Raw genomic sequence first — 15,396 nt, 5'->3', positions numbered from 1 at the left:
TCACAGCACACCAAGCGAACGGAAGATCGTCAAATAGGACGGCGGATCAGGCAGCAGGAAGAAGTGGCCGTCCACACTGACGGAGCCGTCTTCATCCTCCTCGTTGAGCTGCGTATCGATGACGATGACCTCATCGCTGTAATGGGATACTTCAATCAGGCCGAAGCTGACGATCGCCCCTACCATATCGACGGACAGTGAAGGTACCGTCGGATAGATATTCAAGTTCGTGAAATCGGACAGCGCCGACAGATAAGAGCCCGACAAGATATTTCCAAGCTCCTGCATCGCCGAAATGCCGATTTCCGAAATAGGGACGGAACTGAAATCAAAAGAATCGTCCCCGACAAGCCGTCTTATGAAATGATTGGCGGATGCAATCGGGAGTACGAAGAACATGCTGCCCGACAGGTCGCCCTCAATCCGCAAATAGATGCCCGCGACAATCTTTTCGGCGCCGCCGGCAAGCTCGAACATCTCATCGAACGAGACTAGGCTGACACCCGGGACATGCATATCGATCTTCCTGCCAAGAAGCTGGGAGAGGGACGTCGCTGCATGTGCGGCTCCAATATTGCCGATCTCCTTTAAAACATCAAGATGCATATCCGTAATCGAAAGGTCAGTACTCATCGGTCGTACCCCGTTTTAAGGGCTGCAGCACCTTATCCAGATTCAGCATGACGAGAAGACGCTTGTCCACCTTCACAACACCCGAAATGAATTCCGATTCGATGGAGCCGACAACTTCCGGCTGCGGTTCTATGGAATCTACCGCGATATCGATGACATCATTCGCCGAATCGACGATGAGACCAACTTCAAAATCCTGGAGGGATACGATAATGATGCGGCTTGTTTCATCCATCTCACGGAGCTCGAGGCCGAATCTCTCGCGCAGATCGACAATCGGCGTCACAAGGCCACGCAGATTGATGACGCCTTTCACATAAGAAGGTGTCTTTGGAACCCTCGTGATGGCCATCAATTTCTCGATCCCTTCAACGACTTCCACTTCAATCGCATACTCTTTATCCATCAATTGAAACACAATATACTTCTGGGTTTCCTGCGCGCTAGTTGCAGTCATGGTTTTTCCCCCTCTTATTTGATCAAGGCGTTGCAGTCGACAATCAATGCGACCTGGCCGTTTCCTAAGATTGTCGCGCCAGAAATCGCAAACACGCTCTGCAAGTAGTTTCCAAGGGATTTCAGGACAATTTCCTGCTGGCCGATAAACGAATCGACTACAAGTCCGGCAAGCTTTTCGCCTTTCCTTACAATGACGACCGACTGGAATGCATCGTCATTAGCATCCCCTTCCATCTCAAAGATTTCCTTCAGATTAACGAGCGGCACGATGCTGCCTCTGAAATCGATCACTTTTTGATTGTGGGCATTCATAATATCGGACTTCTGGATAATTGCCGTTTCGATGATGGATGATAGCGGAATCGCATAAATATCCTTATCAAGTTCCACGAGCATGACTGAAATGATGGATAATGTGAGCGGCAGCTGGACCTGGAAAAGCGACCCGCGTCCTTCCGTTGAGTCGATTGTGATATAGCCTCCAAGCGACTCGATTGTACTCTTCACGACATCAAGGCCAACCCCGCGTCCAGATACATCCGTAATCTTTTCGGCTGTCGAGAAGCCAGAGGACAGAATGAGTTCTGCAACTTGCTTATCCGTCATCGAATGTGATGCCTCTTCCGTGACGATTCCTCTTTCTATCGCCTTTTTCAGTACGCGTTCACGGTTCACACCGGCCCCGTCATCTTCCAGCTCGATGAATACATGATTGCCGGAATGGTAAGCGCGCAGCGTGACAGTACCCTCTTCAGGCTTGCCTTTCGCAACCCGCTCTTCCGGACTCTCAATGCCATGATCCAGCGCATTTCGGATAAGATGGACAAGCGGGTCCCCGATCTCGTCGATGACGGTACGGTCAAGTTCCGTTTCAGCTCCGACAATTTCTAGCGAAATCTTCTTGTTCAAATCCCTCGCGAGCTGGCGTACCATTTTAGGGAATCGGTTGAACACGGTTTCGACGGGAATCATTCGCATATTCAAGATGATATTCTGCAAATCTCCAGACACCCTAGTCATCCGCTCGACCGTTTCATTCAGATCCGGATTATGCAATTCTTCAGCGATTGACTGCAAACGCCCACGGTCGATGACGAGCTCTTCAAATAAATTCATCAGAATATCAAGCCGGTCGATGTTCACCCGGATCGTCTTATTGGAATGGGCAGGTGACGCGGCTTTCTTCTGCTGTTGCGGAGCGGATTCTTGCTGTGCTTGTGTTCCGCCTGCTTTTTCTCCGGCAGGAGCAGATGCCGTTTTTTCATCTTTCATCCTATCATCTTCGAGAGGCCGTTCAGTCGTGACCGGCATGATGCCGACATGTTCGACTTCAGACACTTTCATGACCTTCCCGGTAAGAGAGCTGATATCCTCCTTCGTCAAAAGGACAACAGTGAATTGCTGATCGAAGTCCTCATTTTCCAGCTGTTCCACATTCGGTACAGATTTGATCACTTCACCTGACTTCTCGAGTATCTCGAATACCATGAATACGCGTGCCGCTTTGAGCAGGCAGTCTTCCCGGAGCTCCACCGTCACTTCATAAGCCGCGAACCCCTGCTCTTTAGACTGGCTGATCACGGTCATTTCAAAATCGTCATACGTGATGCTGGATGGCTGCTCCATTTCCACAACAGCCGCTGCTGTTTCAGCTGCCGCTGCATCGATTGTTTCGCCGGATTCAATGCGCTTCAGTTGATCAACCAACTCGCTGACGTCCTTCTTTCCACTTCCGCCCGCCTCGATATCAAGCACCATCTCTTCCAGATCATCGACCGCCCGGAATACGATATCCAAAATCTCCGTTGTCACAACGATCTTCGAATTGCGTATAGCGTCAAGGACATTCTCCATCTTATGTGTCAGGTCTGCGATGTCCTCATATCCCATCGTTGCCGACATCCCTTTTAACGTGTGGGCAGAACGGAAAACCTCATTGACGATCACCAGATCCTTTGGGTTTTTTTCCAGTTCCAGCAAGTGCTCATTGCATGCTTGAAGATGCTCCTTGCTTTCATCTAGGAACATTTCCAAATACTGATTTGTATCCATCCTATTTACCCCCTCTGAACTTCATCGTTTCCATAATAGCTGACGCGACGTCCTGCAAGTCGGCAATCTCGTCCGCTAGCTTCGCCTCGATGATTGCTTTAGGCATTCCGTATATGACTGCAGTATTTTCGGACTCTGCTATGGAGATTGTGTTTCCAGCTTGCTTCAGCTGCTCCATCCCCGCCTTGCCGTCATGCCCCATTCCTGTGAGGACAACGGCGATGAAGTTTGCATCGCTGATAGCTGATGCCGATTCAAACAACACGTCAACTGACGGGCGGTGGCCCATGCGCGGGCTCTCTGTTTCATCCAGCCTGCAACAGTAAGAAGTTCCCATTTTGACGATTTTTAAATGCTTGCCGCCCGGAGCGATATAGGCAGTCCCTTTTCTTAAGACATCGCCGTCCGCTGCTTCCTTTACAGTAATCTTGCATAATCCATCCAGCCGTTCCGCAAGCGATTTTGTAAAACCTGCCGGCATATGCTGGACGACCAAAATAGGTGCATCAATCGACAGCGGCAATTTCGTCAACACTTCTTGTAGTGCTCTAGGTCCCCCTGTCGATGTACCTATTATAACAAAAGCATTGCTCTTCTTGGAAAACTTTTTCTCTAGAATAGAAGAATTTTCATCTTGGCTATCAGGAAAATGGTTTTTAGCTAGAAATGAAACAGGATGGCGGTTTGGAGAAAGACTTGGGGCTTGTCTCTGTACCAGCGTTTCCATTCTCACTTTGGACGCTGCGACAACCTTATCGACAATCTCCTTTTGAGCATCTTTCAAATTCAAAGAAATGGATCCTCCGGGCTTCGTGACAAAATCTACAGCGCCCAGCTCCATTGCGCGTATGGTATTGATTGCACCGCTCTCCGTCGTGCTGGATAACATTACGACCGGCACCGGGGAAACATCCATGATCTCCTTGAGAGCGGAGAGACCATCCATCACCGGCATTTCGACATCCATCGTGATGACATCTGGATTCAGGGATTCCACTTTCTCTAGAGCTTCTTTGCCGTTCCTGGCAATTCCGACGATTTCAAGTTCGTCGTGGGAAGAAAGCATCTCAGAGATCATCTTCCGCATGAAGGCTGAGTCGTCGACAACTAGCACTTTCTTTTTAATTCCAATTGCCAAGTCATCCACGTCCTTTCATGAAAATTTTACGCAGTTTTCCAAGAAAGCCGCTTTCCTTTCCCGCCGATTCTTCTCTTTGCAATCCAGTAAAATTATCAGCAATCTCTTTCATCCTTCTGGAGATCATTGCGTTTGGATATTGAAGGACAAATGGTTTCTGGGCAACGACCGCTTTATGGACATGTGGATCTTCGGGGAGGAAACCAAGAAGTGCAACTTCCATGTCAAGAAACTTTCTCATGGCAAATTGCAGGCGGGTCATGACTTCACGGCCCTCTTCTTCACTCGATACCCGATTGCAGACTACGCTGATCTGTTTATCTTTATCTTGCAGACATATGAATTTCATCATGGAGTATACGTCTGTAATCGATGTCGGTTCTGTCGTCGAAATCGCAATCACTTCATCCACTGACATAATCAGATCGATCGACTGGCGGGAAGCGCCCGCCCCCATATCGAAAAGGATGAAATCATACTCTGTCTGTAACTGCTCAAACGCCAGAATAAGCCTGCTGAACATTTCTTCCGTCCAATCAACAACTGTGTCAAGCCCTGACCCGCCAGCTATGAAATCCAGGCCGCCCTGCTCGGTATTGATCACATCATCCAGCGGAATGCTTCCTGATAGATGATCTTGTAAACTATAGGACGGTGAGACGCCAAGAAGAATATGAATATTCCCCATGCCGATATCCATATCAATAATGATGACCCGCTTTCCTTTTTGCCGAAGGGCATGTGCAAAGTTGGTCGAGAAATTGGATTTACCAACACCGCCTTTTCCACTGACAACTGCAATCGATCGGCCAAGCTGCCCACTGGCTCTCATCATTTTCAGACGTAATGCTTCCGCTTGGTCACGCATGTCGCACACCTTCCATCAAAAGCTCTGTCAAAGACTCAAGCGTCGCTTCTGTGATGTCTTCCGGAACTTCTTGTCCATCCGTGCAATATGCAACACCGATGCCATAGTCGTCCATTACATTAAAAATAGGACCGTAAGAACCGGTTTCGTCGGTTTTTGTAAAGATGAACTTATGAATCGGGATGGAATTGAACTGGTCAATGATCGTGCGCATATCCTGCTCCTTTGAAGTGACAGAAAGGACGAGATACGATTCCATCTCCAGCGAAAAGTCTATGAGCCCTTTTAGATCACGCACAAACTGCTCCTCTTTATAATTCCGGCCTGCCGTATCAATGAACACGAGATCCCGATCACCGAATTTCTCGGTCGCCGTCTTGAAATCTTTGCTGTCGTAGGCGACCTCCACAGGAGCTTGCAGCAGATTGGCATACGTCCGCAGCTGTTCAATTGCTGCAATCCGGTACGTGTCGGTTGTTATAAAACCGATTTTCTTCTTCTTTTCAAGCAAAGCCCTGGCGGCAATTTTCGCAACTGTCGTCGTCTTGCCGACGCCTGTCGGGCCAAGGACATTTATATATCTCTTGGAATACGAAATTCCGCCGAAAGGCAGATTACTGTAATGTTCTTTTAGGCATGTCTTCACCAACTCAACCTGCTCATGCAAACTGAGTTCCCGCATCTCTTCTCTTGATTTGACGCGCAAATTTTCAATTAGCATGGCTATCAACTTGGACGATAAGCCTTGCTGTTCCAAGTGGGCGAAGAGTATGGAATATTCTTCTGGAACATTCGAGATCGCCGCTTTTTGATTCAAGACTGCGAGCATCTCTTTCATCTCTTTCATTTCTTTCGCAAGCTTTTTATCCGTCTCAGACCGGTATGTCTCTTGCATAGCGAACTGCTCTTTATTCTGAGAAGGCGGGACCTTCTTGGATGGCTCGTCATAGCCTGCCACGACTTCCACGGACTTTTTTTGGAAGAGCCCAAGGAAACCTTTTGACTTGATAACTGAGGAACTCAATATGATTGCGTCCTCTCCAAAATCAGCCCTTACTTTTTTCATCGCTTCTACCATCGTTTCAGCCGTATACTTTTTCGTTTTCATTAAATATCAACCACCCCGACGCTTTGGACTTCAATTGAAGCTTCCAGCTCATTATAGGAAAGCACCGGTATTTGCGGGAAATACCGTTCCGTGATCTGGCGCAAATACATCCGGATTGCTGGCGAGCAAAGAATGATCGGCGATTGATCCATCATTGCTACCCGTTCCACTTCACGGGCGATCGACTCTAAAATTGACTGGGAAATGGACGGATCGAGCGACAAATAGTTTCCTTGCTCCGTTTGCTGAATGCTGTCGGCGATCGCTTTCTCCACTTTGCCTGAAACAGTCAGCACTTTGAGCGAGTCACCCGGCTGGGAGTACTGGTTTGTGATTTGGCGCGCGAGCGATTGGCGCACATACTCCGTCAGCAAATCGACATCGGATGTATATTTCGAGTAATCGGCAAGCGTTTCAAAAATGATCGGCAAGTTGCGGATTGACACATGCTCATCCAGCAGCTTCGCAAGCACTTTCTGGATTTCACCGATTGACATTGGCGTCGGTGTCAATTCATCAACAAGGATTGGATACGTTTCACGCACATGATCGACAAGCTGCTTCGTTTCCTGCCGGCCAAGCAGGTCAGCCGCATTCGCACGGATCACTTCTGTCAGATGGGTGGATACGACGCTCGGCGGATCGACAACTGTATATCCGAGGATTTCCGCATCTTCCTTGACGGCTTCGGTAATCCATTTCGCCGGCAATCCAAAAGAAGGCTCGATCGTGTCAATCCCTTCGATGGAGTCATCTCCACCCGGACTCATTGCGAGATAATGATCGAGGAGCAATTCTCCCCGCGCCATCTCATTGCCTTTGATTTTGATCCTGTACTCATTAGGCTGAAGCTGAATATTATCCCTGATCCGCACTACCGGAATGACAAGGCCCAGTTCAAGGGCAAGCTGTCTTCTGATCATGACGACACGGTCGAGAAGATCACCGCCTTGCTGTGCATCCACAAGCGGGATGAGGCCATATCCGAACTCGAATTCGATAGGATCCACATTCAGCAAATTGACGACATTCTCGGGGCTTTTCAATCCTTCCGTTTCGACCTCTTCCTCCATTTCCAGGATCTCTTCTGGATTCTCTTCCGGCTTGCGAGACATAAAGTACGCACCTGCAACAAGCGCAATCGCTATCGGAAACGTCACAAACGGACCGATTGGAGTGAAGATACCGAGGAGGGCGATAGTCGCACCTGCAATATATAGAAGTTTCGGCTGGCCCATCAGCTGTGTTGTAATATCGGTACCAAGATTCCCTTCGGAAGCTGCGCGGGTAACAACGATACCTGTCGCAGTGGATATGAGTAGCGCCGGTATCTGCGAAACGATACCATCACCGACTGTCAGCTTGGAAAACTGGGTAGCCGCTTCTGCGAATGGCAGTCCCATCTGGGCGACTCCGATGATCATGCCAACCAGCAAGTTGATCATGACGATAATAATACCAGCGATCGCATCCCCTTTTACGAACTTTGTCGCCCCGTCCATCGCTCCATAGAAGTCGGCTTCATTGCTGACTTTCTCACGTCTCATGCGGGCCTCGGTTTCTGAAATCATTCCCGCGTTCAAATCTGCATCAATGCTCATCTGCTTCCCTGGCATCGCATCTAGCGTAAACCGTGCCGCAACTTCCGACACACGCTCCGATCCCTTAGTGATGACGATGAACTGGATGATGATCAAGATCACGAACACGACTAGACCTACAACGATATTACCGCCGGTCACGAACGTCCCGAACGTATCGACAACGCCGCCCGCGTCCCCTTCTGAAAGGATTGCACGCGTTGTGGAGACGTTCAAGCCGAGCCGGAACAAGGTAAGCAATAATAGCAAAGAAGGGAAAATGGAAAATTGCAAGGCTTCCTGCATGTTCATGGCTGTCAATAGAACGAGCAAGCCGAGCGTAATATTGATGATGATCAAAAAACTGAGCAGCCACGGAGGCAACGGGATGACGAGCATTGCAACAATCATAATGACCGCTGCCAGCACTCCGATATCCTTAAACTGCATGTCATCCCCACTTTCTTAAAAATGATCTTAGATTTTCCGCTGGATCCGGTAGACATACGCCAAAATCTCGGCGACCGTCTTGAAAAACTCCTCCGGAATCCTGTCGCCGATATCGGCATCGTCATATAAAGCACGCGCAAGCGGCCTATTTTCAACCATGACGATCTCATGCTCTTTCGCGATGAGCTTGATCTTCTGGGCGACAAAATCGACGCCTTTCGCCACAACAACAGGGGCATCCATTTTCTCGTCATCATATTTCAGCGCAATGGCGTAATGCGTCGGGTTCGTAATAACGACATCCGCCTGCGGAACTTCCTGCATCATCCGCCTCATCGCCATTTCGCGCTGCCTCTGTTTAATGCGGGACTTGATGATCGGATCCCCTTCAGAGTTTTTATATTCATCTTTGATGTCCTGTTTTGACATCCGCAGATTTTTTTCATAATCATATTTCTGATAAAAATAGTCCAGTACCGAGATGAAGAGCAGGACACACGACGCGACAATCCCCATGATGGCGACAAGCTGGCCGACCGTAGTCAATGTATCATGCGGCGTTTTAAATGCGAGCCCTAGCACTTTCGGCAAATTCATCATGACAATCATCGTTGTGACAGATCCGATGAGTGTGATCTTTAACAGTGATTTTACAAGTTCAACCAAGGCGCGCACGGAAAAGATGCGCTTTAATCCTTTGATCGGATCGATTTTCTTCAAGTCGAATTTCAACGGTTCTGTCGTAAAAAGCAGTCCAAACTGCACAAAGTTCCCTACAATCGCAGCAACCACTGCAATCGCCATGATCGGCAGTAAAATAAAGGCCATCTGCTCGATCATCTCAATATAGATCAGCATCGTCTGATCTTCATCAAGACTTCTGATTGTCACATATTCCGTGAATGTATGTTTAAAGAAACCAAAGATGCCATTGCCCATGAAACCGGATGCGAAAAACAAAAAAGCGAACATGAGCAGTAAGACAATAGCGCTTGTCACATCCTGGCTTTTCAGGACTTGGCCTTTTTTCCGTGAATCCTGTCGTTTCTTCGGAGTCGCCTTTTCCGTCTTTTCACCTGCGAAAAATTGGAGATCCAACCGGAGCATCCTGTCAGCCCCCTCCTAAAATAGTCATGAGACCGCGCATCGAGGACATCATCACTTCAAAGATCTTTTGCATGACGGCAATCATTACTCCGAACATCGTTGCTAATACCAGGAAGCTCACGCCGATCTTAATCGGGAAACCTACCACAAAGATATTGAGCTGCGGAACAGTCCGCGCAGTAATGCCAAGAGCCAGATCTACTAGGAATAATGTCGCAACGATCGGAATGGACATTTGAAACGCAATCCCGAATGTCATGGCAAATAGCCGGATTACATAATCGGCAAGCCGTCCATCTCCTATCGAAAGGCTCATTTTATCAATCGGGACGAATTGGTAGCTGTAAAATATCCCATCAAGCAGCATATGGTGTGCGTTAAGCGAAAGAAGGAGCAAAATGGCAAGCACATTGAAAAATTGGCCTAAGAGAGGCGATTGTGCGCCTGTCTGCGGATCGATGACGTTGGCGATGGCAAATCCCATCTGGAAATCAATGAATCCGCCTGCAATCTGGATCGCCGACATGACGATGAACGCAATCATTCCAATGGCGAGTCCAACTACCGCTTCCTTCATGACCAGAAGGAAATACATGCCGTCAATTTCAAGTAGGGGACTGTCAATCGTAAACACCATCGCCCACGAAAGAAGCGCCGCAAAAATAATTCGGTGTGTCGTCGGGATCGCCCGGTAGGAGAATAGCGGCACCGTAACAATGAATGCCGTCACCCTCGTGAGGATCAGCAAATACACGGGCAAATAGGATAACAGCTGTTCCATAGTGTCAACCTATATACCGCGAAAGGTTTTCAAAAATATCGGCAGCGAACGATGTCACCCGCGACAGCATCCATGGTCCGAAAAAAATGATCGCTACCATGACTGCGATGATTTTCGGCACGAAGGCAAGGGTCTGCTCCTGGATCTGTGTCGTCGCTTGAAAAATACTCACAAGCAGACCGGTCACAAGCGCGACGATCAAAAGCGGACCTGACGCCAGCAGAATGACCCAAACTGCCCGTTCCGCAATCGATATAACCGTTTCTCCTGTCATGTGCAACCCTCCCGATTACTAGTGGCTAAAAGCTTTGCAACAGCGATTTGACGATCAGATACCAACCATCAACGAGTACGAATAAAAGTATCTTAAACGGCAAGGAAATCATGACCGGCGGAAGCATCATCATACCCATCGACATCAGGACGCTGGCGACAATCATGTCAATGACGAGAAACGGGATAAAGATCATGAACCCCATCTGGAAAGCTGTCTTCAGTTCACTTACAGCGAATGCAGGAACTAATGTCGTCAGAGGAATATCCTCAATCGTCTCTGGACGTTCCGATTGGTTGTAGCGGAGGAACAGTTCCAGATCTTTTTGCCGTGTATGTTTGCTCATGAACTCCTTGAATGGCATGCTCGCCTGATCATACGCTTCATCCAGCGTGATTTCCTCATTGAAAAGAGGGGTAAGCGCTGTTTGATTCACTTGCTGGAATGTCGGCGCCATGATAAAGAATGTCAAAAACAGCGCAAGTCCGACAAGCACCTGATTCGGCGGCATCTGCTGCGTCGCAAGGGCCGTCCTGACAAACGACAGGACAATGACAATCCGTGCGAATGAGGTCATTAAGATCAAGATGGCCGGGGCCAGCGAGAGAACGGTCAAGAGCAGAAGCATTTTGACAGATGTCGAAACGCTTGAAGGGTCGCTATCAGAGAAGAATTGCATAAAATCATTCATCGTCCTTGCGCTCCTTTTCCTCCAACCGGCGGATATGCCGCCTTCGTTCGTCCTTCATTTCCTCGATTTTCGACTTGAACATCCGGCCGAAGTCCGCTTCTCCTTCACTCTGCTGCTTCGGAGAGTCTCCCTTTGACATGAAACGGGCAAGAAGACGGTCGAGCGTCCCCGAAGCCACGGATTCATCGGTTTCTTCCAAGTACGACTTTAGCTTATCGATTTCATCATGATCTGTTATCTCTTTAAGAAGTTCAACATTATCGCCAACACCGACAATATAATATCTCTCTCCGATCAAGACGAGCTGAATCGATTTCTGCTGTCCAAGTGAAAGGCCGCCCATATTTTTCATGAGACGGTGGGAATCATATTTTCGATTTCGGCGGTTAATGAATTTCAATAATGCATATAAGAGTGCGACTACAAACATGAATGCGATAATCGTTTTGAAATAATCACCCATAGACAAGCCGACAGCTGCCCCACCTTTCGGCTCAGCAGCTGACGTGTCATTTTCTGTATCCGTTTTCTTCCCCTTCTCATCTTCTTGATCGGCATACCAGTCCGATACCGGCTTGTCCGAATCATCCGCAGCATGCGAGATGACTGGATGAATGCGGCAGGACAGGCAAAGCAGGAGGATGGCGACGAATACAATCCGGAAAATGAACGCTTTCTTCATTGAGAGCTCATCCCAGCGCTTTTTGGATCGCTTCGACAACACGATCCGCTTGGAACGGTTTCACAATGAAGTCTTTCGCTCCCGCCTGAATAGCGTCGATGACCATTGCTTGCTGGCCCATCGCGGAACACATGATGATTGTCGCAGACGGATCTTTCGCCTTGATTTCCTTCAAAGCCGCGATGCCATCCATCTCCGGCATTGTGATATCCATTGTGACCAGGTCCGGCTTGAGGTCAAAGTACTTCTCTACTGCCTGAGAACCGTCAGCGGCTTCTCCTACGACCTCGAAATTGTTCTTCGTCAAAATATCCTTGATCATCATGCGCATGAATGCAGCATCATCTACGATTAAAATACGGTTGCCCATTAAAATACCCTCCTACATTTTCTATCTGTCTAGTATAAGTCTAAAAGCTTCATTCTGCCAATCAGCGCAAATTGTTCAAGCGGTCTGTCTGGCTTAGTATATCAGTGATCCGCACGCCAAAATTCTCGTCAATGACGACAACTTCACCTTTTGCGATATGGCGGTTGTTCACGAGGATATCGACAGGTTCTCCAGCAAGCTTATCCAGCTCAATGATCGAGCCGCTCGACAGTTCAAGGATCTCTTTCACAGAACGTTTCGTCCGGCCGAGTTCCACCGTCACATTGAGCGGGATGTCAAGCAGCATATTCAAGTTGTTCGTCTCAGACTGATTTAGCGCAGGCGATTCGAAACTTGCGAATTGAGCCTGTTGGACATGTACTTGCGGCTTAGACGCTTGCCTAGGCGGAAGCTGCTGCTGCGTCATGCCGCTATGTGGCTGTTCATACGTCGGCTGCGGCTGCTCATAACTGCTGTATGGGTCACTTGCCGGTGTGCTTTGGGAGATTCGGGGTTCTTCCTCTCTCTTGGGAGGAGTCATCGTCGCAGCTGCCGTCTCCTCTTCAGGTCCTTCTCCTAGCAGTGAACCGACAAGTTCTTTACCGAAATCGAGCGGAAACAGCTGCATGATATTCGAATCGATTAGAGTACCCACTTTCAATTCAAATGACACTTTGATGAGCGCATCGGCGTCAGGTATGTGCTGCATCCCGCCATCCTCCTGAACATCCATCAAATCGATCGTCGGCGGAGAAATATCAACCCGCTTATTGAAGACCGTGGACATGGATGTAGCTGCCGAACCCATCATCTGGTTCATCGCTTCCTGGACAGCACTCAGATGAATTTCATTCAATTCCTCATTCGGCTGCAGGCCGTCGCCGCCAAGCATGAGGTCTGCGATGATCGCCGCATCACTTTGCTTGATCACCAGAAGATTGATGCCGTCAAGTCCTTCCGTATATTCGACTTGCGTAGCGACATACGGCTGGACGAATTCGGATTCCAGCGTTTTGCGATCGACAACGGAAATGGATGGCGTTGTGATTTCGACTTTCTGGCCAAGCAGTGAGGAAAGGGCCGTAGCCGAACTCCCGAACGATATATTGCCGATCTCTCCTAGCGCATCCTGCTCAATCGGGCTCAGATAGTCTTCAATCTGCAAAGCGCCGGACGTTTCTGAAGCACTTGCCGTGCTTGGAAGTTCCTCTCCTCGAAGAAGCGCCTCTATTTCTTCCTGGGATAAAATATTATCACTCATCATCTTCATCCCCTCCGTTCAGTTGATCTAGTATTTGAATTGCCATCCGCTTACGCAATTGTCCGGGCTGGCCAGTGAATTTCGGGACATCTCCCACTTTGATCACCAGAGGATCAGTGATCTTACTATTTAATGAAATGACATCGCCTTTATCCAAGTATAAGAAGTCCTCTACAGAAATACTGCCTGTCCCAAGCTCGGCGACAACCGGCAATTCTGCCCGTTTAATCCGTTTTTCGAGTTTGATGCTTTGTTCAGGTGACGGCTCTTTCTTATTTGTCTGCATCCAATATGTTACCGATAAATTCGGCATGATCGGTTCCAAAACAATATGCGGAATACAAATATTGAGCATGCCGCTTGAATCGCCGATTACGATGTTAAAAGAAATGACGACCACCGTTTCGTTCGGCGAAATCATCTGCAGAAATTGCGGATTGACTTCCATCTCAGCTAAAAACGGATCGATTTCGATCAGCCCAGACCAAGCTTCCCGCAAATTATCAAAAGACCGCTCAAAAAGATTAGTGAGAATCTTCGTTTCGATCTCCGTCATCGCATCCATTTTCCCGGGGCTCTCCCCTGTGCCGCCCATCAGCCGGTCAAGCATCGAATACGCGACGTTCGGGTTGACTTCCATAAGGATATTCCCCTCAAGCGGCGGAACTTCAAATATGTTGATCAGCGTCATGTTCGGTATGGAACGGATGAACTCTTCAAACGGGATCTGGTCGACTGATGCGACATTGATCTGGATATACGTCCGCAGCTGAGCAGAAAAATACGTCGTCAACAGCCGGGCGAAATTTTCATGGATCCTTGTCAGGCTGCGGATCTGGTCTTTCGAGAAACGGAGCGCACGTTTAAAGTCATATACTTTGACCTTCTTGCCTTCGTCTTCCTTCTTCATTTCCTCAGCGGTCATTTCACCTGTCGACAACGCGGATAACAGCGCATCTATTTCACTTTGGGATAAAATATCTCCCGACATATGTCCACCTCCCCGGCATACCGATTCTAAAAATCTACTAAGCTGTCTAAGCTATTTCTGTGATCCGTCATCTTACTGAATGATGTACGAGACAATATAAACCTTTTGAATGTCGCCCTCCCGCATCAGCGGGTTGAGCTCGGCTTTGATTGCATCTTCAAAAGCCTGTTTTCCGGCTTTCCCTTCAAGCTCCTCAGCCGTCATCTCGGATAATTCCTGGATGACAATGTTATTCACCTGGAAATCTCGCTTTGTCAGTTCTTCTGCTGCTTTCTTGTTTTCTGTTTGGATTTTCAACGAAATGCGGATGAATTGTTTACCTGCAAGATTCGTTGTGATTTCTGGAACATCGACGGACGCCTCGATGATTTCATCTATGGACGGCTCTTTTGGCCCGTCTGCGTTCTTATTGAACTGGAGCGCCAGAATGAGGCCGACAATACCGACCAACGTAATGACGACTAAGATGATCAATGTGATCGTAAGTGCTTTATTCTTCATCTTCTTCACCCCGGAGATGCGGATTCGCTAACAGCTGAACCGCCTTATAAAATTCGATCATACGCCGCTGGATGGTCTCCGGCTTGTCGCGTACCACATATTTGACGCCAGACGTCAGCGTGATCGTCGTGTCATGCGACGATTCGACCTTCTCTATGTACAAGGCGTTCAACATGAACGTCGTTCCATTCAATCGAGTCACTTCAATCATATGTAAGGGGCCGGGCACAGAGCCGGCCCGACCCTCCTTTTATACCTATTATATATGCTGGTTGATTGGTAGTATATAAAAATATTAATAATTTCAGTGGTGGTTTTTGTCAAAAATCACCACCTCTTAATCAGAAACCGCAGCTTTCCGTTCCAGGCGGACGCTTTCCGTGGGCACGGCTTCAGCCTCCTCGTCGCTTTGCTCATGCGGGGTCTTCAGCTCGCGCTGTTCCCACCGGA

17 protein-coding genes are annotated in these 15,396 nt (G+C 48.4%); all 17 read right to left on the bottom strand.

What is annotated here, in order from left to right; translation table 11 throughout:
• Positions 1-633, bottom strand: a complete 633-nt coding sequence (locus tag ACZ5FK_RS01045) for a chemotaxis protein CheC (protein ID WP_464806070.1) — start codon at positions 631-633, stop codon at positions 1-3.
• The gene (locus ACZ5FK_RS01040; protein ID WP_464806069.1) at positions 623-1,090 is read right to left on the bottom strand and encodes a chemotaxis protein CheW; all 468 of its coding nucleotides are present in this window, start codon (positions 1,088-1,090) and stop codon (positions 623-625) included. The genes ACZ5FK_RS01045 and ACZ5FK_RS01040 overlap by 11 nt, the downstream gene beginning before the upstream one ends.
• A gap of 14 nt (positions 1,091-1,104) precedes the next feature.
• Positions 1,105-3,144: a chemotaxis protein CheW gene (locus ACZ5FK_RS01035; protein ID WP_464806068.1), complete on the bottom strand. Its 2,040-nt coding sequence runs from the start codon at positions 3,142-3,144 to the stop codon at positions 1,105-1,107.
• Position 3,145: 1 nt separating this feature from the next.
• Positions 3,146-4,231 (bottom strand): protein-glutamate methylesterase/protein-glutamine glutaminase, encoded by a 1,086-nt coding sequence (locus ACZ5FK_RS01030; protein WP_464807326.1) that lies wholly within the window; start codon positions 4,229-4,231, stop codon positions 3,146-3,148.
• Between the two features lie 52 nt (positions 4,232-4,283).
• Entirely contained in the window at positions 4,284-5,150 is an 867-nt protein-coding gene (locus ACZ5FK_RS01025) for a MinD/ParA family protein (protein WP_464806067.1), read from the bottom strand.
• Entirely contained in the window at positions 5,143-6,258 is a 1,116-nt protein-coding gene (flhF, locus tag ACZ5FK_RS01020; protein WP_464806066.1) for a flagellar biosynthesis protein FlhF, read from the bottom strand. The genes ACZ5FK_RS01025 and flhF overlap by 8 nt, the downstream gene beginning before the upstream one ends.
• Complete coding sequence (flhA, locus tag ACZ5FK_RS01015; protein WP_464806065.1) at positions 6,258-8,288, bottom strand: flagellar biosynthesis protein FlhA; 2,031 nt, start codon at positions 8,286-8,288, stop codon at positions 6,258-6,260. Before flhA ends, flhF begins: the two co-directional genes overlap by 1 nt.
• Positions 8,289-8,315: 27 nt before the next feature.
• Positions 8,316-9,395 (bottom strand): flagellar biosynthesis protein FlhB, encoded by a 1,080-nt coding sequence (gene flhB, locus ACZ5FK_RS01010; protein WP_464806064.1) that lies wholly within the window; start codon positions 9,393-9,395, stop codon positions 8,316-8,318.
• Between the two features lie 4 nt (positions 9,396-9,399).
• Complete coding sequence (gene fliR, locus ACZ5FK_RS01005; RefSeq protein WP_464806063.1) at positions 9,400-10,176, bottom strand: flagellar biosynthetic protein FliR; 777 nt, start codon at positions 10,174-10,176, stop codon at positions 9,400-9,402.
• Positions 10,177-10,180: 4 nt separating this feature from the next.
• Positions 10,181-10,450: a flagellar biosynthesis protein FliQ gene (gene fliQ, locus ACZ5FK_RS01000; protein WP_464806062.1), complete on the bottom strand. Its 270-nt coding sequence runs from the start codon at positions 10,448-10,450 to the stop codon at positions 10,181-10,183.
• 25 nt (positions 10,451-10,475) lie between these two features.
• On the bottom strand, positions 10,476-11,141 hold the full coding sequence (gene fliP, locus ACZ5FK_RS00995; protein ID WP_464806061.1) for a flagellar type III secretion system pore protein FliP: 666 nt from the start codon (positions 11,139-11,141) through the stop codon (positions 10,476-10,478).
• On the bottom strand, positions 11,134-11,823 hold the full coding sequence (locus tag ACZ5FK_RS00990) for a flagellar biosynthetic protein FliO (protein WP_464806060.1): 690 nt from the start codon (positions 11,821-11,823) through the stop codon (positions 11,134-11,136). Before ACZ5FK_RS00990 ends, fliP begins: the two co-directional genes overlap by 8 nt.
• Positions 11,824-11,830: 7 nt before the next feature.
• Entirely contained in the window at positions 11,831-12,193 is a 363-nt protein-coding gene (locus ACZ5FK_RS00985) for a response regulator (RefSeq protein WP_464806059.1), read from the bottom strand.
• 61 nt (positions 12,194-12,254) lie between these two features.
• A complete protein-coding gene (fliY, locus tag ACZ5FK_RS00980) occupies positions 12,255-13,454 on the bottom strand; it encodes a flagellar motor switch phosphatase FliY (RefSeq protein WP_464806058.1) in 1,200 nt (399 codons plus the stop codon).
• The gene (gene fliM, locus ACZ5FK_RS00975) at positions 13,447-14,445 is read right to left on the bottom strand and encodes a flagellar motor switch protein FliM (protein WP_464806057.1); all 999 of its coding nucleotides are present in this window, start codon (positions 14,443-14,445) and stop codon (positions 13,447-13,449) included. The genes fliY and fliM overlap by 8 nt, the downstream gene beginning before the upstream one ends.
• A 72-nt stretch (positions 14,446-14,517) precedes the next feature.
• A complete protein-coding gene (gene fliL / locus ACZ5FK_RS00970) occupies positions 14,518-14,946 on the bottom strand; it encodes a flagellar basal body-associated protein FliL (protein WP_464806056.1) in 429 nt (142 codons plus the stop codon).
• A complete protein-coding gene (locus ACZ5FK_RS00965) occupies positions 14,936-15,157 on the bottom strand; it encodes a flagellar FlbD family protein (protein WP_464806055.1) in 222 nt (73 codons plus the stop codon). Before ACZ5FK_RS00965 ends, fliL begins: the two co-directional genes overlap by 11 nt.
• Positions 15,158-15,396 lie beyond the last annotated feature (239 nt).

The organism is Sporosarcina sp. GTC18466 (genome assembly GCF_055389225.1).
The sequence above is the reverse complement of the archived record's forward strand: the minus strand, read 5'-3'. Positions and strand labels throughout refer to the sequence as shown.